The 25,112-nt window shown below is 49.6% G+C and carries 23 protein-coding genes; 11 read left to right on the forward strand and 12 right to left on the reverse strand.

The window, feature by feature from the left end:
- The first annotated feature begins 6 nt into the window (after window positions 1–6).
- Both lpxD and lpxA read left to right on the forward strand, forming a co-directional pair.
- A complete protein-coding gene (gene lpxD, locus HP552_RS24630) occupies window positions 7–1,032 on the forward strand; it encodes a UDP-3-O-(3-hydroxymyristoyl)glucosamine N-acyltransferase (RefSeq protein WP_175398033.1) in 1,026 nt (341 codons plus the stop codon).
- Entirely contained in the window at window positions 1,029–1,805 is a 777-nt protein-coding gene (lpxA, locus tag HP552_RS24635) for an acyl-ACP--UDP-N-acetylglucosamine O-acyltransferase (RefSeq protein WP_175398034.1), read from the forward strand. Before lpxD ends, lpxA begins: the two co-directional genes overlap by 4 nt.
- Before the next feature lie 87 nt (window positions 1,806–1,892).
- Here the strand turns inward: lpxA and HP552_RS24640 are convergent, their stop codons facing one another.
- From HP552_RS24640 to HP552_RS24655, 4 genes are all read right to left on the reverse strand, one after another.
- The gene (locus tag HP552_RS24640; RefSeq protein WP_175398035.1) at window positions 1,893–3,719 is read right to left on the reverse strand and encodes an ABC transporter ATP-binding protein; all 1,827 of its coding nucleotides are present in this window, start codon (window positions 3,717–3,719) and stop codon (window positions 1,893–1,895) included.
- A complete protein-coding gene (locus HP552_RS24645) occupies window positions 3,703–5,484 on the reverse strand; it encodes an ABC transporter ATP-binding protein (protein ID WP_175398036.1) in 1,782 nt (593 codons plus the stop codon). The genes HP552_RS24640 and HP552_RS24645 overlap by 17 nt, the downstream gene beginning before the upstream one ends.
- A 61-nt stretch (window positions 5,485–5,545) precedes the next feature.
- Entirely contained in the window at window positions 5,546–5,980 is a 435-nt protein-coding gene (locus HP552_RS24650) for a MarR family winged helix-turn-helix transcriptional regulator (protein ID WP_175398037.1), read from the reverse strand.
- A gap of 230 nt (window positions 5,981–6,210) precedes the next feature.
- A complete protein-coding gene (locus HP552_RS24655; protein WP_175398038.1) occupies window positions 6,211–7,362 on the reverse strand; it encodes a DUF418 domain-containing protein in 1,152 nt (383 codons plus the stop codon).
- 193 nt (window positions 7,363–7,555) lie between these two features.
- Here HP552_RS24655 and HP552_RS24660 point away from each other — a divergent pair, with 193 nt between their 5' ends.
- From HP552_RS24660 to HP552_RS24675, 4 genes are read left to right on the forward strand one after another with little or no spacing between them, the layout of a single operon-like run.
- On the forward strand, window positions 7,556–8,485 hold the full coding sequence (locus tag HP552_RS24660; protein ID WP_175398039.1) for an NUDIX hydrolase: 930 nt from the start codon (window positions 7,556–7,558) through the stop codon (window positions 8,483–8,485).
- A gap of 31 nt (window positions 8,486–8,516) precedes the next feature.
- On the forward strand, window positions 8,517–8,993 hold the full coding sequence (ybiA, locus tag HP552_RS24665; protein ID WP_175398040.1) for a riboflavin biosynthesis intermediates N-glycosidase: 477 nt from the start codon (window positions 8,517–8,519) through the stop codon (window positions 8,991–8,993).
- 1 nt (window position 8,994) lies between these two features.
- Complete coding sequence (locus tag HP552_RS24670) at window positions 8,995–9,903, forward strand: TIGR02452 family protein (protein WP_175398041.1); 909 nt, start codon at window positions 8,995–8,997, stop codon at window positions 9,901–9,903.
- Window positions 9,904–9,935: 32 nt separating this feature from the next.
- Complete coding sequence (locus HP552_RS24675) at window positions 9,936–10,358, forward strand: macro domain-containing protein (RefSeq protein ID WP_175398042.1); 423 nt, start codon at window positions 9,936–9,938, stop codon at window positions 10,356–10,358.
- Between the two features lie 142 nt (window positions 10,359–10,500).
- Here HP552_RS24675 and HP552_RS24680 read toward each other — a convergent pair whose 3' ends face one another.
- From HP552_RS24680 to HP552_RS24705, 6 genes are all read right to left on the reverse strand, one after another.
- Entirely contained in the window at window positions 10,501–11,442 is a 942-nt protein-coding gene (locus HP552_RS24680; RefSeq protein WP_175398043.1) for an iron-hydroxamate ABC transporter substrate-binding protein, read from the reverse strand.
- A 76-nt stretch (window positions 11,443–11,518) separates the two neighbouring features.
- Window positions 11,519–12,535, reverse strand: coding sequence for a FecCD family ABC transporter permease (locus tag HP552_RS24685; protein WP_175398044.1), 1,017 nt, complete (start codon window positions 12,533–12,535; stop codon window positions 11,519–11,521).
- A 2-nt stretch (window positions 12,536–12,537) separates the two neighbouring features.
- Window positions 12,538–13,509, reverse strand: coding sequence for a FecCD family ABC transporter permease (locus HP552_RS24690; protein WP_246311067.1), 972 nt, complete (start codon window positions 13,507–13,509; stop codon window positions 12,538–12,540).
- A gap of 204 nt (window positions 13,510–13,713) precedes the next feature.
- Window positions 13,714–15,399, reverse strand: a complete 1,686-nt coding sequence (locus tag HP552_RS35655; RefSeq protein ID WP_175398046.1) for a helix-turn-helix domain-containing protein — start codon at window positions 15,397–15,399, stop codon at window positions 13,714–13,716.
- Window positions 15,400–15,435: 36 nt separating this feature from the next.
- A complete protein-coding gene (locus HP552_RS24700) occupies window positions 15,436–16,185 on the reverse strand; it encodes an ABC transporter permease (protein ID WP_175398047.1) in 750 nt (249 codons plus the stop codon).
- Window positions 16,167–16,934 (reverse strand): ABC transporter ATP-binding protein, encoded by a 768-nt coding sequence (locus tag HP552_RS24705; protein ID WP_312884342.1) that lies wholly within the window; start codon window positions 16,932–16,934, stop codon window positions 16,167–16,169. Before HP552_RS24705 ends, HP552_RS24700 begins: the two co-directional genes overlap by 19 nt.
- Window positions 16,935–17,266: 332 nt before the next feature.
- On the opposite strand from HP552_RS24705, the gene HP552_RS24710 reads away from it, so the two are divergent.
- Together HP552_RS24710 and HP552_RS24715 are read left to right on the forward strand one after the other, a co-directional pair.
- Window positions 17,267–18,271 (forward strand): Gfo/Idh/MocA family protein, encoded by a 1,005-nt coding sequence (locus tag HP552_RS24710; protein ID WP_175398048.1) that lies wholly within the window; start codon window positions 17,267–17,269, stop codon window positions 18,269–18,271.
- 91 nt (window positions 18,272–18,362) lie between these two features.
- The gene (locus HP552_RS24715) at window positions 18,363–18,983 is read left to right on the forward strand and encodes a pyroglutamyl-peptidase I (RefSeq protein ID WP_175398049.1); all 621 of its coding nucleotides are present in this window, start codon (window positions 18,363–18,365) and stop codon (window positions 18,981–18,983) included.
- Between the two features lie 581 nt (window positions 18,984–19,564).
- On the opposite strand, the gene HP552_RS24720 is transcribed toward HP552_RS24715, so the two are convergent.
- Both HP552_RS24720 and HP552_RS24725 read right to left on the reverse strand, forming a co-directional pair.
- Entirely contained in the window at window positions 19,565–20,398 is an 834-nt protein-coding gene (locus HP552_RS24720; RefSeq protein WP_175398050.1) for a 1,4-dihydroxy-6-naphtoate synthase, read from the reverse strand.
- The gene (locus HP552_RS24725; protein WP_175398051.1) at window positions 20,395–21,225 is read right to left on the reverse strand and encodes a futalosine hydrolase; all 831 of its coding nucleotides are present in this window, start codon (window positions 21,223–21,225) and stop codon (window positions 20,395–20,397) included. The genes HP552_RS24720 and HP552_RS24725 overlap by 4 nt, the downstream gene beginning before the upstream one ends.
- Before the next feature lie 385 nt (window positions 21,226–21,610).
- On the opposite strand from HP552_RS24725, the gene HP552_RS24730 reads away from it, so the two are divergent.
- Genes HP552_RS24730 through HP552_RS24740 form a run of 3 tightly spaced genes read left to right on the forward strand, consistent with a single transcriptional unit; the run spans window position 21,611 to window position 24,894 of the window.
- A complete protein-coding gene (locus HP552_RS24730) occupies window positions 21,611–22,000 on the forward strand; it encodes a GntR family transcriptional regulator (RefSeq protein WP_175398052.1) in 390 nt (129 codons plus the stop codon).
- Entirely contained in the window at window positions 21,993–22,895 is a 903-nt protein-coding gene (locus tag HP552_RS24735) for an ABC transporter ATP-binding protein (protein WP_175398053.1), read from the forward strand. The genes HP552_RS24730 and HP552_RS24735 overlap by 8 nt, the downstream gene beginning before the upstream one ends.
- The gene (locus HP552_RS24740) at window positions 22,870–24,894 is read left to right on the forward strand and encodes a hypothetical protein (RefSeq protein ID WP_175398054.1); all 2,025 of its coding nucleotides are present in this window, start codon (window positions 22,870–22,872) and stop codon (window positions 24,892–24,894) included. Before HP552_RS24735 ends, HP552_RS24740 begins: the two co-directional genes overlap by 26 nt.
- Window positions 24,895–25,112 lie beyond the last annotated feature (218 nt).

The raw sequence follows: 25,112 nt of genomic DNA on the forward strand, positions 1-25,112 counted from the left end.
TACCATATGCCATATAATCTAAATGAAATTTCTGAAAAGTTAAATGGGATTTTAGTAGGCGATGGAAATGTCGTTATAACCGGCGTAGGTTCAATTAATTCGGCCATGAAAGGGGAGATTGCGTTTGTTACGGTACAAAATTTAAATAAATTGGATGCATGTAATGCTTCAGCGTTAATCGTACCAGAAACGCCATCAAAAGAATTCAAAGTTCCTGTTATTAAGGTGAAGAATCCAAGACTCGATTTTATTCAATTAATTAACATGTTTAGTGAAAAGACCAAAAGCAGTGGTGTAATATCATCAAAAGCCATTGAGCCTTCTGCAACGTTAGGCTACAATGTTCAGATTGATGAATTTACGGTAGTAAAGGAAAATGTGTCTATTGGTGATCATACTATTATTTCTGCTCACTCGTTTATTGGTAAGAATGTGACAATTGGAATGAATTGCTTGATTCATCCTAATGTCACAATTTTAAATGATACTTTTATTGGAGACAATGTCATTGTTCATTCAGGGGCGGTGATAGGCGCAGACGGTTTTGGCTTTGAATGGGATGGGCATAAACAGGTGAAGATTCCCCACATTGGAAATGTCATTATTTCTGATGATGTTGAAATTGGGGCGAACACAGCTATTGATCGTGGAACGATTGATTCAACGATCATCGGTAAAGGAACCAAAATGGACAATCTTATTCAAATTGGTCATAATGTTCAGATTGGTGAGCACTGCATTATCGCAGGCACAAGTGCAATTGGGGGATCATCGAACATTGGCAATCGCGTTATACTGGCTGCTGGAAGTGCTGTTATAAATAACATTACGATTGGAGACAATTGTGTTGTTTTAGCTAAAACAAATGTTTCTAAAAATTTGCCCGAAAACTCAGTGGTGTCAGGATATATAGCTCGTCCACACAAGATACACCTGCAACAATCCGCTGCACTTTCTAGACTTCCTAAAACAATAAAAAAACTTAATGAAAAACTTGATGAACTTTCCAGAACAAAGGCAGGTGCCAAATGATACATCACTCAGCCATAATTCACCCTTCCGCAGTAATTGGCAACAATGTCGAAATCGGACCTTATAGTATCATTGAAGAAAATTCAAAAATAGGAAGCGCGTCTAAGGTTGGAAGTCACGTTATCATAGGATCCAACACGATATTGGGCAAAAACAACTGCATTTCACATGGCGCGATCATCGGTTCAGATCCACAAGACAAAGGTTACCGAGGTGAAGAAGGATATCTCATTATTGGGGATAATAATACAGTGAGAGAGTATGTAACCATTTGTAAAGGCTCTTCAAAAGGCGATCATTTCACGAGAGTAGGAAATAACAACTTTATTATGAACTATGCCCATCTCGCACATGATGTAATGATGGGAGATCATAATGTCATCGTCAATAAAGTTCAAATTGGTGGACATGTTCGTATAGATGACTATATCACTATCGGTGGCGGTTCTGTTGTCCACCAATTATGTAGCATTGGAAGTTTTGCGATGATCGGTGCGGGAAGCAAAGTTTCCCAAGATATCGTTCCATATTCTTTAGCAGATGGTCCGCGTTCGTATATATATGGTATAAATATCGTTGGTCTAAAAAGAAATGGATTCTCAAATGACGAAATAAACACGATAAAAAAGATTAATGCCATTTTATTCCGCCAAAAACGAAGTCTCAGTCAATCCATTGAAGCAATACATAACTTACCATATTCTGAATTTAAAGAACACACATTGAATTTTCTGAATAGATCCACACGCGGACTTGTACGGATGAAGCGATAAAAATAGAAATGCTATAGGAAAACGCCGCACGGGTCCGGAATAAAACGGACCTGTGCGGCGTTTTTGTGTTGCAGCGCAGTGGATGAATCAGTTTAGCTGCCCTTGTTGAAGCTGATAATAAAACCCTTTTTGATGCATGAGATCTTCATGATTACCTCGCTCGGCAATCTGACCTGAATCGATGACCAGGATCTGATCAGCCTCCCGGATTGTGCTCAGTCTATGGGCGATCACGAAGCTGGTCCGGTCTTTCATCAATGTACGCATCGCCTCTTGAATTTGCATTTCCGTACGGGTATCAATGCTGCTGGTTGCTTCATCCAAAATAAGAATGGCTGGATCCGCCAGGATGGCCCTGGCGATCGTCAGCAGTTGCCGCTGCCCTTGGCTAAGGTTGCTTCCGCCCGCAATAATAGGGGTGTCGTAACCTTGGGATAACTTGCGAATGAATGAATGGGCATTGGCCAGCTCGGCTGCCTGCCTGATCTGCTCATCTGTAGCTTCCGGCTTGCCATAGGCGATATTGTCACGGATGGTCCCCGAGAACAGGTAGGCATCCTGCAGCACGATGCCCAGCCCGCGCCGAAGGTGGTCCTTTTCCAGTTCCGAGATGTCAGAGCCATCAATGGTAATTCTTCCGCCTGTAATTTCATAGAAGCGGGGGAGTAGGTTAATGATGGTTGTTTTGCCTGCACCTGTCGGTCCGACGAGGGCGATCATCTCGCCAGGCTGAGCGGTGAAGCTGACATTTTTTAAGATCTCTCTTTCGGAACTGTATGCAAAAGACACATTTTCAAAAACTACTTTGCCCTGAATGTGGTTCAATTGTTTTTGCTGTTTCTCGTCATATTCACTCGGTGTATCGATAATCTGAAACACACGCTCAGCACCAGCAATAGCTGCCTGGATCAGGTTGTACTGGTTCGCCAGATCATTGATCGGCCGCTCAATCTGGCGGGAGTAAGCGAGAAAACTCACAATCAGTCCAATTGACGTCAGATCGTGGTAAGCCATCCATCCACCTACTGCTGCCAGAATGGCAAATCCAATGTTGTTCATGACGTTCATCGTAGGTCCGACCAGTCCGGATACGGTTTGAGCCTGCGTACTGGATGTACGCAGTTTTTCATTCAGGTTCATAAAATGCTTATGTGCCTGCTCTTGACGGTTATAGGCGGCGACCACCTTTTGTCCGGCAATCGTTTCCTGCGCAAAACCATTCAGCTCCCCGAGCAATTTCTGCTGGGCAGAGAAATGTTTGCGGGTCCTGGAAGCGATCAGCTTGGTGGCGATCGTGATCAATGGCACGGTCACCAGACTGAGGAGTGTCAGCCGGAGATCCAGCGCAAACATGATTGACAGTGAACCAACGAGCAGGATGGCACTGGACATCAATTGCGTGACACTCTGGTTCAGCGTGGTGGAGACGTTATCGACATCATTGGTAGCCCGGCTCATCAGATCTCCGCTTTGATTTTTGTCAAAAAAGCTGATGGGCAGCTGCTGCAACCTGGAGAACAAAGCCTGACGCAGATCCTTCACCGTCAATTGGGAGACACCGATCATGACATAGGACTGCCCCCACATCATAAGCGAACTCAGCACGTATACAGTCAGCAGCTGGAGACAGTCTTTCAAAAGACCATCTGTCACTTTTGGAACGATATGCTCATTGACGGCACGCCCAAGAAGGTAGGGCCCTGCCAGATTAAGCAGTGTTCCCAGAGCGGTAAGCGCCAGAGCCACGATAACCCCTTTGCGATGGCGTCCCATGTACGACCAGACTCGGAGGATGGCATGCTTGGCATTTTTGGCTCTTACTTTGGGAACGGTTTCCCGGCCTGGCGGTCTTCCAATGGGAGGGACGACAGGTGGCTGTGTGGAGGAAGTTGCAGGTTTAGCCAAATTGAACATCCTCCTTCCGCTGTTGTGAATAATAGATGGACTGATAATGTGTGGAGTGGGTCATGAGCTCGTCATGTGTACCACTTGCAACGATTTTCCCCTCGTCAAGCACATAAATGCAGTCTGCATCCTTCACCGAGGAAATGCGCTGTGCAATCAAAAAAGTTGTGCTGTCTTTCATCAGGGAATGCAGTGCTCGCTGAATGCTTGCCTCGGTTCGCAGATCAACTGCACTTGTACTGTCATCCAAAATAAGAACCTCCGGTCGCATGAGCAGGGCACGGGCAATGGAAATACGCTGTTTCTGCCCGCCGGAGAGATTGACTCCCCGTTGTCCCAGCTCCGTGTCATAACCATCTTTCAGGTTCGTGATAAATTCATCCGCTGCCGCTGCCTGTGCCGCAGCACGAATCTCGGCATCGGTGGCATTTGGTCTGCCGAAACCAATATTATCCCGGATGCTGCCACTGAACAGAATGGATTCCTGCAATACGATGGACACCCGGCTGCGAAGCAGCTGAAGATCCCAGTTCCGCACGTTGACTCCGTTTACAAGCACTTCACCCAACGAGGCATCGTACAGGCGGGGAATCAACTGAACGAGTGATGTTTTGCCTGAACCTGTGGAACCGAGTAACGCCACTTTTTCCCCGGCACGGGCTGTAAGCGTAATTCCCGTGAGAGCATCTTCGCCATCGTAACGGAAGTAGACATCCCGGAATTCCACCTCACCTGTTCTGTTGGCGGGCATGGAGGCCGGATCAGGGTGCATCGAATATACCTGATTTGGCAGTGCCTTTTCCCTGTGAGGCTCATGACCGGATTGAATATCCGGCTCCGTATAGAGAACCTCGTTGATCCGCGCGGCAGATACCTTGGCACGGGAATAACTCATCATCATCATACCGATGGAGGTAAGGGAAGAGAGTACTACGGTTACGTAATTGATAAAAGCAATCAGATCCCCGGCTGCAATATCGCCCCCTACAACCTGAAAGCCTCCAAACCACAATACGGCCACAATCGTCGCATTCAGCATCAAGCTGAGGACAGGTGCATTCAATGTAACAATGCGCCAGGCTTTTACGGCTGTTCCCGTATAATCCTCATTGGATTGGTTGAAACGCTTTTTCTCCATACCGGCACGGGCAAAAGCCTTAACGACGCGCATACCAGCGAGATTTTCCTGGAGAACGGCATTCACTTTATCCAGCTTGTTCTGCACACTGGCAAACAGCGGGTAGGAAGCGGATATGAGGATATACAAAACAACAAAGAGAACGGGCACGGTCATCATAAGAATCAGGGCCAGCTTGATACTGATCGTGAAGGCCATAATAATACTGCCGATAATCAGCATGGGCGAACGGATGAACATCCGCAGAAGCATCTGCACAAATGTCTGCATCTGGGTAATATCACTCGTTAGCCGCGTGATCAGCGACCCTTCCTGGAACGTATCCAGGTTACGAAAGGAAAAGGTTTGGATATGATCGAACAGTTCCTGACGCAGATCGGTGCCATAGCCAACAGATGCTTTGCTGGAAAAGAGCGTACAGCCTGCACCACCAACCCAGCCGATCAGGGCAAATAAAAGCATGAACAGTCCTGTGCGCACAATGTGGGACAGGTCCCCCGCAAGTACACCATCATCTACAATGCTGGACATCAGCTTCGGTTGAAGCAGATCCATGGCGACCTCAAGTACCATGAGTAGTGGAGCGAGTATGGCCGCTGTCTTATAGGGGGTCAAAAATCGTTTTAACGTCCACAATAGGAAAATCACCTCATTCAGTTATGACCTGGAATCATGCTGTAAAAAAACCACACATGACTCAGGATTCACGGAGATTCTGAATCATGCGCTGTGCAAGCGCTGACATCAGTTGTGTCTCTTCTGGTGTAAAACCTTCCTGAGCCTGGAGTTCAAGTGCCTGGAACGCTTCTCTCAAATCTTTGAGCGCTGCCCGTCCCTGGTCGGTCAAATAGACACGCAGACTACGCAGATCATTCGGATCGGCTTCACGCCTTACATATCCCGCAGTTTCCATGCGTTTGAGCATGACTGTAACGGTTGCAGGGGCGCGGCGAAGCTGCTCGGCCAGACTTTTCTGGGTTTGACCATCTTCCCGGTCAAGCTGGAACAGCAGTGGCGGTTGTCCGGGGTACAGCTCGGGGTGGTTAACAAGCTTCTCATGAACCTTATAACGCTGCAGCTTCACGAGTTCCGATAACTGCGCCAATAGCCGTTCATTTTGGGCTGAATTCATAAGCTCTCATCCTTTTAATTAGTCGACTAACTAAATCATAGGTTTTATCTGACATATCGTCAAGAGATTTGTGATATCAAAAACGTGCACTTAACTGGGTTTGAGAACGCCCCCTAACTCCAAGGGAAGGTTGTATTTGCAATCAGTAAAACAGGGCTCCGGATAGGATCCGCAGCCCTGTTTGGATAGGAGAACATTTTACAAATGGATAGAAGGGGGATAGCTCGATATTACATTGGTTCAGATCGTGACGGATGTTTGGCTGCAGGAGAGATGGAGAGCTTGCGCCAAAGCCACTCGACCGGACCCAGCGAAAATTGGCGAAGCCAAACATGTGAGAATAACATCATCAGGATACAGATGCCGGCCCACATAGATAAGACCAGAAGCGAGGACGGATGACCACCTAATCCCAGACCCCAACCATAGAAGAGTACGGAAGCCAGAATGTTCTGCAAAATGTAACAGCTCAGCGCCATCTTGCCGATTTCTCCTAAGCGTTCGAAGAGGCGGGGCAAAGTATTTTTTTCCAACAGGTAAGCAATCAGACCAAGATAGCCCAGCGTAAGGACGGGGGCACTGATGTAACGAACAAACAGGTCCATCATTCCTCCGGGGATCAGCAGGAGCAGGTTCAGCGGAATGCCTGCGGCAAGTCCGATGTTCATTAATTTGCGGCGTTTACGTCGTGCAGAAGGGTGGTCTGAAAATACGCCCGCTCGCATGAGCAGGGCACCAAACAAGAACAGAAATATATTAAGAGGGATAATCGCGATGGATTCCGTTCGGAAGAAAACGAAGTTGCTGAGCCGGAACAGGACTTGCTCCCACCACGTTCCCGCTGCATATAGCTGCGTAATTATCTCCATGCCATTAAAGGAAGAACCGGACTCCGAAAGTGCCAGCAATGCTGTAATTCCGCCCACTCCAATGAAGTGTATACTGCCCATGATCCCCATGATGATCAAAATGAAACGACGGGAACGGTGGATGATGAAAGACACCATGATGCCTGTAATCGCATAACTCATCAATACGTCATATTCCATCACCAACGTGTAATGCAGCAAACCATCGATGAACAGCAGCACACATGTCCATATGTAAATGCCAGGCCAGGTGTATCCTTTGCGCAGTGCTTTTTGCCTCTTTAATTCCATGCCAGCTCCGAAGAGAAGTGTAAGCAGGCCGAGAAACTTTCCGTTTACCAACAAAAGCATCAGCGTTTGCAATATGCGATCACCTGTGGCCCACCATGGCTGAAGGGGATCTCCAAACATTTTGTTCAAGTTGCCCAGATAGGCAAAGAGCCAAATATTTGTACCCAGTGTACCGATAATAGCAAATCCCCTGAGAACATCCAGCAACACGATTCTTTTCATTACGGCGTAACCTCCTCTTTTTATAACACGACTGAATTAAAAACGATATAACACAATTGTATTAAAATAAACAACTGAAAGAATGGCTTTTACATAGAGTATGGGAAATATTGACGGAGGAAAAAAGCTGTGTTAAATTCTTATTATCTAATTGTTAATAACAAATTGTTAATAACAGAATGGGGTCGTATATATGGCAAACGAAGGTCATTCTGGTGGTCGTCCGTCGGAGCATCAGGATCACGTAAATATAAGTGAGCAGCAGTTTCTCGAGACATATGATGCTGGGGATTATGAGCGTCCATCCGTAACGGTGGATATGCTTGTATTCACCATACGGAGTGAAGCTCAGTCCAATTACCGCAAGCTTGCCGAGCCGGCACTGCAGCTGCTGATGATTCGCCGGGGCGGTCATCCCGATCTGGGGAAGTGGGCATTACCGGGCGGATTCGTGTCGATGCAGGAATCACTTGAAGATGCGGCACGCCGTGAACTGGTTACAGAGACCGGGCTGGATAACATTTATCTGGAACAGTTGTACACGTGGGGGGATGTGCATCGTGATCCTCGTACAAGGGTTATCAGCTGCTCCTATATGGCACTTGTGGATAGCAGTGAGCTTGAACTGGAAGCTGGAGATGATGCAAGTGAAGCTGGGTGGTTCAGGGTAGATCAGCGATTGGTGGAAGAGAAACGTCATCTTCATGAACACGGTCGTACGACAGAACGCAGAGTACAGTTGATGTTGTCCAATGGTACAGAGGAGCTATCGGCTGTGATTGAGGTGAAGGAAGCGGTGGAGGGCAGTGTGCGAAGCAGCAGCATGACAGTAACGGAGGTTGAGGGCATAGCGTTTGACCACGCCAAAATGATTCATTATGCACTGGAACGGTTGCGATCCAAAGTGGAGTATACGGATATTGCATTTAATCTGATGCCGGAGACATTTACGTTAACGGCACTGCAGAAAGTATATGAGATTATCAGTGGCAAAAAGCTGCTGGCTGCCGCTTTCCGGCGCAAAATCGCGGGTTGGGTGATAGAGACCGGAGAGTTTACAGGTCATGCAGGACACCGCCCTTCCCGCTTATACAGGCTAAACCCGGATCGTCTGACAACATAGTGGTTTTATAAAAAGGAGGGCACATGAATTCATGGAGAAGTTTACGTTTTTCTGGCGTACCGCGTCACCCTTTTCCCAGTGGCATCCGGCGGATTTTAGGGTGAATGGAACCCAGTATACCAGCGCGGAACAGTACATGATGCATCAGAAAGCGCTGCTGTTTGGTGACCAGGTCATTGCGGACAAGATTTTGAAGGCCAGCTCCGCTTCGGTACAAAAAAAGCTTGGCAGACAGGTCGCCGGGTTTGACCAGAAGATATGGGAAGCCGAGTGCAAACGCATTGTTTATGAGGGCAACGAAGCCAAATTCACACAAAATGAAAACCTGCTCGCAGCATTGCTGGCCACTCGAGGGACGACCCTTGTCGAAGCAAGCCCGGATGATCGAATCTGGGGTGTTGGGCTGGCAGAGGAAGATTCGCGCATTCGAAACCGAAGAACATGGCGGGGAACGAACTGGTTGGGCGAGATTTTGACCCGTCTGAGAGAAAATATAGGAAGTGATTAGGATGAATGAAAACAACCAACGAAAAAGTACGAATCAACTGAAAAGCAATAACCAGCGTTCAGGCCGGGCGCGTATCGCTCAGGAGACACTGGCTATTTTGGAAGAAGGACAATATATCAACGGATATGATCGCAGGGTACCAATCGATGCAGATCTGAAAAAAGCAATCCAGGGTTCGGTTCTATACCGTCCCAACGAGCTTCCTGCACTTCGGGAGCAGGTGCATCAATTGAGGCTATCGTCTGAGGCAGCAGCTGTTCAGATCGAAGTTACGGGCGAGACCACACTTGCGGCAGCTTCACGTCTCGTAGTGGACGAGGGGAGAACGGATGTCGTTTGTCTTAACTTTGCCTCAGCGAAAAATCCTGGCGGAGGATTCCTGGGAGGAAGTCAGGCACAGGAGGAGAGTTTGACCCGGGCTACAGGGTTATATCCATGTATCGTACAGATGAATGAAATGTATGACCACAATCGCAAGCTGCGCACTTGTCTGTACTCCGATTACATGATCTATTCACCGGATGTTCCGGTCATTCGGGATGATGAAGACCGGCTGTTGGATAAGGCCTATGTATCTTCATTCATTACGGCCCCAGCGGTTAATGCTGGCGTCGTGAGAGAAAGGGAGGAAGCAAATGAGCAGCAGATCGAAGCGGTTATGAAACAACGAATTCGATCTATTTTGGACGTGGCTGTGATAAACGGACACCGCGCCCTTGTCCTTGGTGCTTATGGTTGCGGAGTGTTCCGGAATGATCCGGTTGATGTAGCAAAGTATTTTCATGATGTTTTGGTACAGGAAAACTTCAGGCATTCATTTGAGCGAATCGTATTTGCCGTATTCGATCGGTCAACTGGACAGAAAACATTTAAGGCATTTCAAGATCGTCTGCATTTGGCTGGCGAGTGATTAAACTTTTTTTCGGAAAGGAGAGGATTTGGATGCAATTTCGAGAGATACAACAGGATCTGTTTGCGATGGATGAAGCCTATACGCTTGCTCACTGCATTTCAGCGGATGCGCGAATGGGTGCGGGGATTGCAGTACAGTTCCGGCAAAGATTCGGATTGGAGGTACTTCAGGAACAGGCGAAGCAGGAGCCGCTGGAGATCGGCCAGTGTTACGCAGTAGGACGGACATTGAATCTCGTGACCAAGGCGAAGTTTTCAAACAAACCGACCTATTCGTCCTTTACCCAAGCTGTGAAATCCATGCGCGACATATGCGTAGAACAAGGAATCGGCAAGCTGGCGATGCCGCAGATTGGCTGCGGGCTCGACAGACTGAAGTGGGATAAAGTGAGCGGTATTATTCAGGATACGTTTGCTGATACGGATGTTGAGATTGTTGTTTGTACCATATGAGCAATGACAGCAGCTTTAGCATATTTAACATATACAGAAAAAAACCTCTGCTTCGAACGGAGGAGAACAGGGCAGTGCTAGTGGCTGCAATGTCTCCAGTTTCGTAAGCGAGGTTTTTTGTCATTTCATCGTGACATGTTCCTTATTTGCTCTGGGTAAACATCTCTTTGGCTTCATCCAGTGCCATTTTGTTGCCAATCGCGGAATAGTCGAGCCAAGGTTGTGCACCGATCGTATAGACGTGACCTGCCTTAACGGCTTTCAGACCTTGCCAGATCGGATTGTCTTGCAGTTCTTTGAACATGTTTTCCGCTTCTTCATCCGAGTTCACCACTACGAAGATGGCATCTGCATCGAAGTCAGGCAGTATTTCACGGGAAATGACCTGGTAAGGCTTCGAGGAATCAATGTCTGCGATGCCTTTGGCCGGGGTCAACCCGAGATCATCATACAAAATTGGACCCATTGGACGGCGCGTACTGAACACGCGCAATTCTTTGGCCGTTACACGGATGGCCATCACGGTACCGTCACCGATCTCGTCATGAATCAGCGATTTTACTTCATCCGTTTCGGTTGCATAATCCTGAATGTATTGCTCCGCTTCCTTCTCACGATTCACCAGTTTGCCGATGGCTTTCAGATGGTCACGCCATGTGCCGTCATCCAGATTAAATACATGCACAGGAGCAATTTTCTCAAACTTGGCAATGTCATCACCGGAGAATTCTTCATCCAGATAGATGACATCGGGCTTCAGGGCAAGCAATGCTTCCATGTCCGGATCTTTCACCGGGCCCAGTGGAGTTGTGTTTTGCAGTTGATCTGCGACATGGGACAGGAACCCTTTCGCTTCGCCGCCAATAACGGAACCTACAGGTGTGATGCCGAGCGCCAGCAGGTCATTGGTCAAATGAATGGACATGGACGCGATGCGCTGTTCTCCGGAAGCTGGGCTGTTACCCTCTTGTTCGGTTGAAGTGCTGCCAGCAGATGAAGAGCCTGAAGGGTTGGCATTTCCGCAAGCGGCAAGCACAAATATCAGACAGAGGCTCAGGGCAAACAATAGGTTTTTCTTTAACATGAATATTCACATTCTCCTTGAACATCACTTGGATGCTAGTTAGTAATAGGTTTAAAAAAGTAGATCAGCGTATCAATCATTTGGTTCTCACCAGCAGATATAAAAAGTAGGGCGCACCGATGGCAGCCACCACAATTCCTGCGGGGATGGCGTTTGGTTGAAAAATCGTTCGGCCAATCGTATCCGCAGCGACCAGGATCACCATGCCGATCAGTCCGGCCGCCGGAATCAGGTGGCGATGCATGGGACCCACAAGTCTGCGGGCGAGATGCGGTGCTGCCAGCCCGATGAAGCCGATGCCGCCAGCCATGGATACACTCACGGCGGACAGCGCCACAGTACATAAAAGAAGCCATATGCGCTGCGATCTGACGGGTGTGCCAATGCCAGTTGCAGCCGCGTCTCCTAGACCAAAAGCGTCCAGCGTTTTGGAGCGGCTCCAAATGTAGGGGACACAGAGTATAATCCAAGGCAGCAGAGCCTGTACATGAATCCAGTCCCGTCCCCACACACTACCGGCCAGCCAGCGGGCAGCGAAGGAATAGGTGTCTTCATCCAGGCGTAGGGACAGATACAGCGTTAACGCATGAAATCCGGCGGCGACAGCGATACCGACAAGAATGAGCTTGATGGGAGATACCCCGTTATGTCGGTCATAGGCCAGCAGCATAATGATCAGTGCCGAGATGACACCTCCTGCAAAAGAAAACAATGGGATCAGCAGGGCAACCGAGCCGTCGATCGAATAGGACAGACTTACGAAAACCATGAGCCCCAGGGCTGCTCCAGCATGAAGACCAAGAATGCCGGGATCAGCAAGCGGATTGCGCGTGATACCTTGCAGGGCGGCTCCCGAGATGCCCAGTCCTGCTCCGGCCAGTACCGTAATCAGAATGCGGGGCAGGCGGTAATCGAACAACACAATCTGATCGTCCGGACTGCCATTGCCGAGCAATGTTTGCAGTACAGCAAGGGGAGACAGACGAATTGTTCCCGTATTCAGGCTGATTACGATCACTGCACATGCGATACAGAGCAGCGTAACACTGACGACAATGGATCGTTTCCCTCGTGAGGGCACATGGGATCTCATCGTTACAATGCCCTCCTTTCCTTGCGGGCCAGATAGAGGAAGAACGGTACGCCGACAAAGGCAACCATGATGCCTACTGCCAGTTCCTCCGGTGGATTCACAATGCGTGAGCCCAGATCGGCCAATACCAGAAGGATGGCTCCGAGCAGGGAGGACATGGGAATGATCAGACGGTAATTGACACCGACCAGCTTGCGGGAAATATGCGGAATGACCAGCCCGACAAAGCCGATGGAGCCAACGGCGGATACGGACACGCCAGCCAGTATGACGACAGCTGTCAGCGCGAGCAGTCTGGTCATGCGAATATTAATCCCCAGATTAAGCGCGACTTCTTCTCCGAGCGACATGAGCGATACGCGCCGGGCAAGAGGTATGGTCAGCAGCAGCGTGATCAGAAGCACAGGAACAATAAGTCTCAGATGCCGCCATTCAATGCCGCCAAAGCCGCCTGCATACCAGAAAGCGAGATCCTGACTCAGGTCAAAATAAATGGCGACACCCGTGCTGAGCGAGCTTAACATGGCTGCAACGACAGCACCTGCAACAGTCAGCCTCATGGATGTCAGGCCCCCAGGCGTGGCTGATCCAAGCAGGAAAATAAACAGGGTGCTTAGCACCGCACCAGCAAAAGAAAGCCCCATTAGCCAGGCATAAGGCAGTCCTGGCCATAGGGCAAAGCTCAACGCCACCATGAATGTGGCGCCGGCGTTAATGCCCAGCACCCCCGTATCCGCCAGTGGATTGCGGGTGATTCCCTGCATTAAGGCCCCGGCAACAGCAAAGGCAGCGCCAACGACAGCAGCAGCAATAACCCGGGGAAGACGGAGCTCATGAATGATCTGGTGAGGTGTCAGAGCCGGGTTATACTGAAATATGGCAGACCATACCGTTTCGAGTGTTAACGATTTGGCACCCAGCGAAATGGCGACAAACAGGCTTATCAGCAAAATGGCGATGGCTGACAAAAACATTAGGCCAACCGTCACCGGGGATTTTCGAGAGTTGGATGGACGACGCGGCAGTCCCGGATGTTGAATGGGAGTCACTCCTTTTGTTGCCAGCAAGATCATTTCTGCTGTTATTGATTATCATTATCAATTAGAGTTCATTATAAAATCTTAATTCAGGCCCGTACATGGCATAAATTAAGATTTGGGAGATGGACATTTTTTAGATTACATAAAGGATAGTTTATTCGTCAACAGCGTTACGGCTTCATCCAGCTGGATGTTGATGGAATAGGGAGCGTATACGACCCAGGAATTCCAATTAATAATATGAACGCGACCGTTCCGTACGGCAGGATACTGATTCCATAGCGGATCAGCAGTGATCTGCTGCAGCAGCGATTCACGTTCCTTTAGCGAAGGAACAGCTAGCAGCAGAATATCGGCCTCCAGTCCATCCCATTCTCCGGGTGTTATGGACATCCAGTTGAACCCCACGCCGGGAGGTTTGCCAGCGAGCTCGGATTGAATACGTTCAGGGGGATTCAGCTCCAGGCTGCGGTAGAACACATGGCCGAAGTTGCGGGTGCTGTACATGCGTGGTCCCTTCGCAGTTAAAGTACAGACTGCAACAGTGGCTTGTCCAACCGTCTCCCTGATCTTCTTGCGTGCACGCTCAGCCTTGCGTTCATGCCGTTCCAGCCAGTCATTCGCTGCCTGGGTGCGGTCCACGATAGATGCAATCGTATGAAGATGACCGAACATATCGGTCTGATTCCAGGGAATGGTGATAATCGGAGCGACATCTCCGATATGTTCCATGGCTTTTGCCGCTGCATTGTCCTTGGTCAAAATGAGGTCGGGATTCACCTCCAGGAAGGCCTGACGACCTTGCTCCCAAGGCTCATAGGCATGAAATGGCAGAGTAAGCGATTTGGGAATATGGGGAAGATGCCCCTGAATCTGAGCTGCACAAGGTGTAATGCCCAGTGTCATCAGGTGATCCGTGTAAGGATACGAGAGAGAAACAATGTTGCGGTGCACCTGTTTCGCATAGGTTGTCGGTGCGTATCCGGCATGATTTCGAAAACGGCGGCTGAAATAGAATTCGTCCCGGTAACCGACACTTCGGGCAACGTCACGAATGCGCATGTCCGAGGCCATCAGCAGCTCCTTGGCCCGATTCATGCGCAAATGGGTTAAATATTCAATCGGGTTTTTGTGCATCCGGCTCTTGAAGAGCTGCGAATAATACGATGGATGCATGCCTGCCAGTTCGGCCAGTTTTTCCAGTTTGATCTCATGCATATAGTTGTCACGCATATATTGCATCGTGAGTTGGAGCCACTGGTTCGCATCCCCATGTGCTTCTGTACCCGTCTGCATTTCCTGAGGCCAGAGCATGGTCAGCAGCTCAGTCATCAGCAGTTTCTTTTTATGAGCAGGCTGTCCGGTTTCAGCAGTCAACTGCGCTGCAATGCGCTGTATGCCGTAATAAGGGCCTTGTATCCAGCCTGTTACCGGGAAGTTCAGTTCGCGTTCATAGATGCGCCGCTCATCGGTTTTCTCTGCTGCACGGAACAGATCATAACTGATGATATACAGCTCGGTCTCGTTTCCTGCGTCACTGGATAGTTCCAGGGCAGTGCCTGGTGTGCAGAGGAAGGCAGATTTGCGGTTGACCGGGTGCTCGGTCCCGTTCATCATCAGTTTACCCGTAAATTTGTGCATATATATAAAGGTATGGTGGGCAATGTCGGGTTTGCTCCAATACCATTCCTTATCGTCGAACCTAATCAGGTCTGCTTGGTGAAGTTCGAGCAGGGTATCTTCCAGAAAAAGCTCCAAACCATGATGTTCGCTCCCTTCCTCGTCTCGATCCGGAGAATCAACTGCGTTTGAATGGCTTATCACTCCGAGTGCCCCCTTTCTTGGTTAGGTTAATTCCTTCTACATGGAGCGTAACCGCATATCTGAAGTAAACCACTGCCGATATGTCAGTAAGCTCAAGATGATGCTGGTAATGGCAGCTGAGCTGGTGAAGGCAAACACAATCAAAATCTGATAACGGACAGCTTCGACCGGGTCGGCTCCTGCGATAATCATGCCGGTCATCATGCCTGGAAGCTGCACAAGCCCAACGGTTTTCATACCGTCAATGGTCGGAATCATGCTTGATTTTACAGAGCGTTTTAATACGTCCTGAAATGCACGCCTTGGCGTAGCGCCTAGGGCTAACAGTGTCTCAATTTCACCTTTGGAAGCCTCGACCTCACGTTTCATCTGATTCAAAAACAGCCCCGAGACAACCATCGCATTTCCGATCGTCATGCCGCTCAAAGGAATGATGTATTGCGGGGTCGGCTCCACTATGTGAAGACCTAACAGCAGCCCCATCATCAATAGCTCGGTCACCGTAATGGCAGCTGCAATATAGAGAGAGATTCGGCGAAGTCCCTTGCCGCGCTTGCCCGCGTTGATCGATGCCACAGTAATCATAAAAGCTACAATTACAATAATCAGAGCAGGATGATCCGAGTTGAAAATAAACTGAAGGACATAACCCACCAGCAGAAGCTGTACTGCGGAACGAATCGTACCTATAGCAATATCTCTTTCCAGACCAAGCTTCTGCCAAACGGAAACCAGCATGGTCAGCATAATAAATATGATGGTGAAACTCAGTGCGAGGATGGACATGGGTTCTCCTTATCTGCCTCAGGGGCAGGGTGCAGAATAAATTGCCGGGCCAATTCCGTATTCGGGTGGGCAAAAAAGAGGGATGTGGACTCCCGTTCCAGCAGGGTCTGATTGCCCATGAACCATGTCGTTGTGCTAAACGAGCGCGCCTGTTCCTGATCATGGGTGACCCAGACCAGCGAAATGCCTTCCTGCTTGCTCCATTCCGTCAATTGCTGTTCCACAAGCCGGGCATTGGTCCGGTCCAGAGAAGCCGTGACTTCATCCAGGAGCAGTACCTTTGGACGAAGCATCATGGAACGGATCAGCGATATGCGCTGCTTCTCTCCGCCTGACAGATCACTGGCCCGCTTATGTATATCCAGTCCTTCCAGACCCATTCCGGCAAGCAGAAGTAGAGCCAGTTTCTGATCATAGGGTGTCCGGTGCAAGAGATGGACGGTTTTCAAATTATCTTCAACGCTGCCTGCAAGCATGACGGGTTGCTGCGCGACATAGGACATGCGCATGCGCCAGGCTCTGGGGTCGGAATCAAGGTAAGAAGTGCCTTTCCACAGGATATCTCCATCATCGGGTACATCCAGCAAGGACAGGATGCGGAGGAGTGTGCTTTTGCCTTGACCGGATGCACCCAGTATGGCAATTCGCTCTCCTTCGGCGATGGGGGCATTTACTTTTTCAAACAATAGTCGTCGTTCGGTCGTACCCATATATTTAGTGAGATGCTGAATGGTTACCAGATTAGACACAGCTGGATCGTCCTTTCATCCGTGATCTGCTGATAATCTTAGCAAAAATGCTGGAGAATTGAAATGAAACGGGGCTTAGCCAGGCATGCAGGAGCAGAAGGTGAAACCATCGTCTGACGCCAGAGGTTCTTTTTGGTAATATAGAGGAGAGTCAGATTTGGAAATGCATATAATAGAGCATTTTGCATAAACCGATTGAGTGACTTCCAATCAGCAAGATATAAACCGAAATGATACTATTTGTCTAATGTATTCGGGAGCGACTTGAATCGAATTATGCAAAATGCGGAGTGAAGTCGGTTCTACCAATTTGGTACTAGGGAGGCTTTAATATGACGGGAGTTACTGGAGGACAGGACAAAGTCAAGTGGGGCATTATGGGCACGGGATGGATCGCATCCCAATTTGCCAGAGATCTGGAACATGCCGGAAATGCCGTGAAGGCAGCTGTTGGCTCGCGGACGCAGGAAAGCGCGGAGAAATTCGCAGCTGAATATGGTTTTGCAAGCGGATACGGATCATATGAAAAATTGCTGCAGGACCCGGAAGTGGACATTATCTATGTCGCTACACCCCATCCGTTCCATAAGGAGAACGTAATGGCTTGTCTGGAAGCGGGAAAAGCAGTGCTGTGCGAGAAGCCGTTCACGATGAATGGCCGCCAGCTGGAGCAATTGGTGGAAACGGCGCGTAGCCGCAAACTCTTCCTGATGGAGGGCATGTGGACCCGTTTCTTGCCTCCGATCGTTCAGGCGCGGAAATGGATTGCGGAAGGTCGAATTGGCGAAGTGCGACTTGTCAAAGCAGACTTTGGTTTCCGTATAGGCTGGGAGCCTGAAGGAAGGCTGCTTAACCCGGACCTGGGCGGGGGTGCGCTGCTGGATGCAGGCGTATATCCCGTTTCATTCGCCTCCATGATCTTTGGGGAGCAGCCGCAGCATGTGTGGAGCACAGCGAATATCGGAGAGACCGGTGTGGATGAACAATTCTCTGTACTGCTGTCCTACTCGGAAGGGCGTTCGGCGTCATTGAACGGGGCGGTTCGGCTTAATTTGAGTAACGAAGCGGTCGTTTATGGTACAGAGGGGTATATTCGTTTGCCGCTTTTCCTCGCCGGGAAAGAAGCGTATCTGCATGTGAACGGCCAGGACGAGCCTGAGACATTTACGGATGACCGGATAAGTATCGGTTATGCATTTGAAGCTGAAGAAGCCGGGCGCTGCATTTTGGAAGGCAAAACGGAAAGTTCGATTATACCGCTGGACGAGTCCCTTGAGATTATGAAGCTGATGGACACCATTCGTGGTCAGTGGGGCTTGCGTTATAAATTTGAATAAATGAAATCACAACCCCAGGACGGCTTTAAGCCAGGCAATTGCACGGAGAAACGATGGGAGATATGCATAGATGGATGGGAGTGGGATAAGGATGAAAATTCTGGTTTCGGGGTTTGAACCTTTTGGCGGGGATGCCGTGAATCCTACGGGAGAACTGATGGCAGCTCTCGCGCAGGAAGTGGTGGAAGGTGCCGAGTTGAAAACGGTACTGCTGCCGGTACATTTCGATGAATGTGCGGATCTGCTGATCGCAGAGATGGAAGCATATCGCCCGGAGGTGGTGATTGCCTGCGGTCTGGCAAAAGGCCGGACAGCGGTTACCCCTGAACGCATTGCGGTGAATGTAAAAGACATTCCGCCTGGATCCTACGCGGATAACCAGGGACAGCGCCCTGTGGACGAGCCCATAACCGAAGGCAGCCCGGACGGTCTGTTCTCGACCTTGCCCATTCGTGCCATGGTGAATGAGATGATTGCAGCGGGCATTCCGGCAGCGGTATCCAATACAGCAGGGACGTATATCTGCAACAATACGATGTATCGTGTGCTGGATCGAATTCGTTTGGAACAGCTGCCGATCCGGGCGGGATTTGTACACTTCCCGGCCTCCACCGAGATGTCGTTGCTGCAACCCTCGGTGCCTTCCTTGCCGATAGGTGTAATGCTGGATGCCTTGCGGGTTATGATTCGTACAGTGGTGGCGGAAGCATGAATTAAGGATTGGTTTGTAAGTAAGTAAGTACGTAAGTAAGTAAGTAAGTAAGTAAGTAAGTAAGTAAGTAAGTAAGTAAGTAAGTTGGGTGGAATGTCAGTTTGAGAGTGATTTCTTTCTGATTATTGCGGCTCCTAAAACGTTTTCCGGATTTATCTTCAACATATATATCTTTCGTGTCTGTACCGAAACAGATGAAAGGGGCTGTCCCATAAAGTCATGTGAATGACTATGGGACAGCCCCTTTTGGATAATTAGCCCGTGACAGTCGTGCAGCTAACGGGAGTTCGCCGCATAGATGACGATGGTTTAACGAACTTTGCACGTGTTAAGGGGCGAGATTCCGCTGAAACGGCGTTGTAACGAATTGTAGAGATGTTATTTCTTCGTTCCAGTCGCCCGATCACAGGTTTTTGGTGGAATAACGTGTCTGATGTTCATTAGTGTGTCCTATTCGAACGAATGCTCCAAATAAGATGTGACCGGTTCGTTAGCGGCCTAAGCATGAGGCAGCAGATTCAGCAAAATTCGAACACGTTTCTTACCGAATATAGTCGTCCAATATGACTGCTGTTGCTGGCTCAGATCCGCAGCAGATTCAAGTCGAATTCGGGAACAAGGCCTTCTTTCATGGCTCGTCCAAGCAGTGCTGTAATCGCACCGTAGCCGTCATCGCCCAGATGGGCACTAAATTCGTTCACATACAGATCGATATGCTGCGCTGCCACATCCGGGTCCATTTCCTGTGCATGCGCCATGACGTACTCTCTGGATTCATCGGGATGTGCCCAGGCGTATTCTACAGATGCGCGTGCCCATCCGGCGAGTGCATGAGCGTCCAGATTGCGGCGTGCAATGATTGCTCCAAGCGGGATCGGCAGACCTGTGTCACTTTCCCACCAGCTGCCCAGGTCGGTCATCAGCTTCAGGTCATAGTTCTGGTATGTGAAGCGCGCTTCATGAATGACCAGGCCGGCATCGATTTTGCCGTCACGGACAGCAGGCATGATCTGGTCGAACGGCATCACAACGATTTCGCCCACTCCGCCAGGGACATTCTGAGCTGCCCACAGACGGAACAGCAGATAAGCGGTTGAACGTTCACTTGGCACGGCAACCCGGCGCCCCGACAGATAAGCAGGATCGGTCGTACCGTCAGCGGTAAGAACCAGTGGCCCGCACCCTCTTCCCAGTGCACCGCCGGAAGGCAGCAGAGCATATTCGGACAGCACATAAGGCAGTGCTGCATATGAAATTTTCAGTACATCCGGACCGCCAGGATTGGCAGCCAGACCGTTGGTAATGTCAATATCCGCATAACGGACGTCCAGTTCAGGGGCACCCGGAATCAGACCGTGTACCCAGGCGTGAAAGATGAACGTATCGTTAGGACAAGGGGAAAATGCAATTTTCATGATGTAAGTACCTCCCGTAAAATGGAACTTGCTGCCTGGAGCGCATCCAGGGCATCCTTGATGCGCCAGGCATCGCGGTCGCGTGGACCGACCGCGTTTGATATGGCCCGCAGTTCGAGCGCAGGCACGCCGAACTGCTTGGACGCTGTTGCCACGCCGAAGCCTTCCATGCCTTCGGCGGTGGCATCCGGCACGCGGCGCAGCAGCTCCGCGGCTGTCTCAGCCGTTCCGGTCGCCGTGGACACGGTGACCGCCGTACCTCCGCTGACAGCGTGCCCGGCCCGCTGCAGCTCATAGCGCAGGCGCGCGGCAAGCTCCGCGTCCGCCGCCACACGGGACGAGCCGAATCCGAGCTCGTCCACGCTCAGGAAGCCGTCTGGCGTCTGCGAGCCCAGATCGGCGGCAACCATGGCGTCGGCCACCACGAGGGAGCCGACGTCCGCCCGGCCGGGGAACCCGCCGCCGATGCCGGCACTGACCACCAGCGAGTACGCTGGGGTCAGTCCGGTCCCGGCAAGGGGCCCCGGGGATGCGGCAGATGACTGTGCCGCATCCGGTCCGGCTGGCGCGGTGGCACCCTGCGCCAGTGCCTGCACGCCAGCCGCTGCGGCCAATGCCAGCGTGGCTGCCGTGCTTGCTGCAACCGCTGACGGGCCAACCCCGCCAGCGATCACGTCAAACATGCCCGCGGGGTGGTCACCCAGGCCGCGGAGTACGGCTTCTTTTTCCGCATCGACAGCGGTCACGATTAATACACGCGGAGCCGCTTTTTCGGGTGCTGGGCCCGTTGGCCCTGTATGGTTTAACGCTTGATTTTGCTCATTCATCGGAGTTCTCCCTTATAAGGTGTTAGATTCAACGCTGTATTTGGTCATCTCCATCATAACGGAATGGGAAAGTGCGGAACAACCTTTGCATTCATTTATCTGAGCATTTTGCCTGAATCCAACAAGCTCACTTTACCGAATGATGCCTCAACTATAATTCCATGTTTAACTGCCCACGCGAGCCCTATATGTTATTTCATATATATAAAGTTATCGCGGATCAAACGGGAAGTCAAAGTTAACCGTTGACAAGCGAATCTAACTGTATTAATAATAATAGTACAGTTAATACACCTCAGTGTTAGGAGCATACACTTCAGATACAGTCAGTCATTATTAAGCTTACGGGGTATTACATCATATTTTTTTGGAGAGGAGGTGCGGGATGTTCGAATTAGATGTACGCAGCCGTAAGGCGATCTACGAACAGCTAGTGGACAAAATCAAGGAAATGATCGTGTACGGTGTTCTCCAACCTGATGAGCAGCTTCCTTCCGTGCGCACACTGTCAGCGCAGCTGACCGTCAACCCGAATACGATTCAGAAGGCATATCGGGAGCTTGAACGTGAAGGTTATATCTACTCTTTGCAGGGAAAAGGGAGCTTCGTATCATCGTCTGTGGAACATCCGAATGCAGCCATGAGAGATGAGATTAGAGCGGCACTGGTGAAGCTGATTGCAGAAGCTTCGTATTCCGGTTTAACCAAGGCGGATCTGACGCTTTTGTTCCAGGAAGCGATGGCCCGTATAGAAAAGGGGGAGCCGAATGATTGAGCTAAATCAGGTCATTAAAGCGTTTGAACATGAAAAAGCGGTTGATGGCGTAACGATGCACATACATAAGGGATCAATCTACGGTTTGCTCGGTTCCAACGGGGCAGGCAAAACATCGCTGCTCAAGATCATAGCAGGCATCTATCGTCAGGACAGCGGAACAGTTCGCATCGATGGGGCTGAAATTTATGAAAATATGGACCTCAAGGGCCGCACTATCTTCATGGCAGATGCGCCTTACTTTTTCCCGCAATCTTCCATTACCCAGATGGCTGCCTTTTATCGTTCGGTATATCCGCGCTGGAATGAGGAACGGTTCGCGCAGCTGGCGACAGTGTTCAAACTGGACGTAAAACGCAAACTGCATCGCATGTCCAAAGGCATGCGCAGGCAGGCAGCTGTGTGGCTCGGGCTGAGCTGCATGCCGGAAGTGCTGCTCATGGATGAGCCGATAGACGGCCTTGATCCGGTGATGCGTCAGCAGATCAAAAATCTGCTGTTCCAGGAAGCCGCCGAGCGCCAGGTGACCATTATTATTTCGTCGCATAATCTGCGTGAAATCGAAGACCTTTGTGATCACGTCGCCATTATGCACAAAGGCCGCATTATAGTAGAGAAGGATCTCGATGATCTGAAGGCCGATACACATAAAATTCAGGTTGCTTTCCGCCATCCTGACGATGCGAAGGCAGTGGATGATCAATTGAACATTTTACATGAAGAGATGCGGGGAAGTGTCTCACTATACATTGTCAAAGGTAACCGTGAGCTCGTGACGGAACGGTTTCGCTCCCTGAATCCTTACCTGCTGGACGTGCTGCCGCTGACGCTGGAAGAAATATTTATTTATGAAATGGAGGATGCAGGGTATGATATTCAACCGATTATTCTGTAACCGGGGCATCCTGTACCAAAATTTCAGGCAGCATGGCTGGCTCGGAATTCTGTACCTGATCACGCTGCTGTTTTCGCTGCCGCTCCATATTGCGACGGAGCATAGAGATATCCCGCAGCAGATTACCAGCTTGTTTCAGTCGAACGGGGAAACCCACATTTTGTTTGCAATCACCTTCCCGGTGGCGATGGGCATTTTTCTTTTCCGTTATATGCAATCCGGAGCGCCGTCGGATTTGTTCCACGGTTTGCCGCTGCAGCGCAAACATCTGTTAACGGTGAATCTGCTAACCGGCTTCGGGATGATTCTGGTTCCAATCTGGCTTACCACAGCGATTACCGGCTGGGTATGGGCTGCTCAGGATGGACTCGCTTTTATCTTTAACGGCAGTGAGATCTGGATGTGGGGTCTTAGCATGAGCATTTATTCGCTGTTTATGTTCATGCTGACGGTGGCTGTGGGCATGTGCATCGGCCAATCCGTACTGCAGGGACTAACGGTCTATGCAATCCTGTTGCTGCCTGTCGTGTTCTGGTTTATCTTTACGCTGCACCTGCAGCATTATCTGTTTGGATATCCATACGGTGATATGAACAGCTACGCGGAGAAAATATCCCTTGTTCTGCGTATGGCTTCAATCAGCAATTATCCGGTGATTGGTAGGGAACTCGTAATCTACGCAGCTTTGGCCCTTGTATTCATCCCATTGTCTTATGTCTTATATGCCAAGCGCAAAGTGGAATCCGCTACCCAGGCCATTACGTTTACCCTTGTAAAACCAATATTTCGCTTTGGTTTGATGTTTACGCTGGTACTGATTGGCGGAGCCTACTTCACGATGATTGCACCGCCAGGATCAACCGGGTGGACCATCTTCGGGTATGTTCTCGGTGGTATTGTCGGGTACATTGTGGCCGAGATGATCATTCGTAAAACGTGGCTGATCTGGAACGGCAGATTACTGCCCAAGCTGGTTCTATATGGTCTCTTGTCTGGGTTGATTCTGTACGTGCCTGTTGCCGATTGGAACGGATACGCTGCCAGAGTGCCAGAGATGAATGATGTCAAAAGCATTAAACTTGGCGGGGATCATTACACTTACGTTAACGGTGTGAATCAGAAGGTGGATGATCAACCATTTTACTCGGATGACCCTGAATTTATGGAAGCTGTCCTTGCCCTTCATCAAAAAATAATCACTTCGGATCTGTCTTTGCCAGACCCCGTTTATCCGGATGATAATTATGATGAGTATGTTTACATTAACTACAAATTGAATAACGGCAAGGTCATGAAGCGCAGATACCAAATTCCTGAAGCCGAATTCAGACAGGAACTGATGGCTTTGAAACAGTCCCCGGATTATAAAAGGGTGGCCTATGATACGTATAAACTGGATGAGGATTTGCTCAGTATTGGTATCCGTTCAACCATCAGTTCGTATCGCAAAGTATACATTGGCAGTCCTGACCAGGTCCGTGAGTTCAAGGAGCTGCTGAAGCAGGATATTCTGGACCAGACCTATGAGGAGCAGCGTTCCCCGTGGCAGTCGTTTGCATACGCGGAAATGAACCAGGAATCGGCTTCAAATGATCCGTATCAACCGAAAGAGATGTGGAGTTTTGAAATTAAACCCAGCTATGACCGGGTGATCGGATGGTTAAAAGAGAACAAATTATACGATCAACTGCTTATTACTGCCGATGAAATTGCTTCGGCCCAGATCGTTAAACAGGAAATAGACAGTCCGGGTAATCCTCAGTGGGTATATGCTGAGCCGGAATATATTGACGGAAACTTAAGCGGCAGCAAGCAGGTTGCGACTAAAAATAAAAAGATCATCAGCGACCTGCTTGAACGTCAGCGATCAGGGGAACGGACAGAGAAAGCAACCGTTTATCAGATCAAGCTGAATGCCATCCGCGGTGAGAACATCTACATGATGCTGAAGGAAGAGGATTTGACCGAAGACATGAAGGCCATTTTGGCCGATCAGTAGATTACATTGTAAGCGGGAAGGGTTCTCCCGCTGCATGATGTTGTATGATGTACAGCCTGGAGGCTGACTTGACGAAATGAGAGTGTTGGAATATATTAGAAAAGGTTGAGATTCGCGCTAAAAACAAGATAAAACTGCGAATTATATAGGGAACGGTTAATAAGGGAAGCACCCGTAAAATCAGGCAATCGTCTGACTTTGCGGGTGCTTTTTTGTGT

The organism is Paenibacillus xylanilyticus (assembly GCF_013359935.1).
Lineage (GTDB): Bacteria > Bacillota > Bacilli > Paenibacillales > Paenibacillaceae > Paenibacillus > Paenibacillus xylanilyticus.

Coding starts and splice junctions, on each gene's coding strand:
- lpxD (WP_175398033.1), top strand. CDS start 7: ATGCCATATAATCTAAATGAAATTTCTGAAAAGTTAAATGGGATTTTA.
- lpxA (WP_175398034.1), top strand. CDS start 1,029: ATGATACATCACTCAGCCATAATTCACCCTTCCGCAGTAATTGGCAAC.
- HP552_RS24640 (WP_175398035.1), bottom strand. CDS start 3,719: ATGTTCAATTTGGCTAAACCTGCAACTTCCTCCACACAGCCACCTGTC.
- HP552_RS24650 (WP_175398037.1), bottom strand. CDS start 5,980: ATGAATTCAGCCCAAAATGAACGGCTATTGGCGCAGTTATCGGAACTC.
- HP552_RS24655 (WP_175398038.1), bottom strand. CDS start 7,362: ATGAAAAGAATCGTGTTGCTGGATGTTCTCAGGGGATTTGCTATTATC.
- HP552_RS24660 (WP_175398039.1), top strand. CDS start 7,556: ATGGCAAACGAAGGTCATTCTGGTGGTCGTCCGTCGGAGCATCAGGAT.
- ybiA (WP_175398040.1), top strand. CDS start 8,517: ATGGAGAAGTTTACGTTTTTCTGGCGTACCGCGTCACCCTTTTCCCAG.
- HP552_RS24670 (WP_175398041.1), top strand. CDS start 8,995: ATGAATGAAAACAACCAACGAAAAAGTACGAATCAACTGAAAAGCAAT.
- HP552_RS24675 (WP_175398042.1), top strand. CDS start 9,936: ATGCAATTTCGAGAGATACAACAGGATCTGTTTGCGATGGATGAAGCC.
- HP552_RS24680 (WP_175398043.1), bottom strand. CDS start 11,442: ATGTTAAAGAAAAACCTATTGTTTGCCCTGAGCCTCTGTCTGATATTT.
- HP552_RS24685 (WP_175398044.1), bottom strand. CDS start 12,535: ATGAGATCCCATGTGCCCTCACGAGGGAAACGATCCATTGTCGTCAGT.
- HP552_RS24690 (WP_246311067.1), bottom strand. CDS start 13,509: ATGTTTTTGTCAGCCATCGCCATTTTGCTGATAAGCCTGTTTGTCGCC.
- HP552_RS24700 (WP_175398047.1), bottom strand. CDS start 16,185: ATGTCCATCCTCGCACTGAGTTTCACCATCATATTTATTATGCTGACC.
- HP552_RS24710 (WP_175398048.1), top strand. CDS start 17,267: ATGACGGGAGTTACTGGAGGACAGGACAAAGTCAAGTGGGGCATTATG.
- HP552_RS24715 (WP_175398049.1), top strand. CDS start 18,363: ATGAAAATTCTGGTTTCGGGGTTTGAACCTTTTGGCGGGGATGCCGTG.
- HP552_RS24720 (WP_175398050.1), bottom strand. CDS start 20,398: ATGAAAATTGCATTTTCCCCTTGTCCTAACGATACGTTCATCTTTCAC.
- HP552_RS24725 (WP_175398051.1), bottom strand. CDS start 21,225: ATGAATGAGCAAAATCAAGCGTTAAACCATACAGGGCCAACGGGCCCA.
- HP552_RS24730 (WP_175398052.1), top strand. CDS start 21,611: ATGTTCGAATTAGATGTACGCAGCCGTAAGGCGATCTACGAACAGCTA.
- HP552_RS24735 (WP_175398053.1), top strand. CDS start 21,993: ATGATTGAGCTAAATCAGGTCATTAAAGCGTTTGAACATGAAAAAGCG.
- HP552_RS24740 (WP_175398054.1), top strand. CDS start 22,870: ATGATATTCAACCGATTATTCTGTAACCGGGGCATCCTGTACCAAAAT.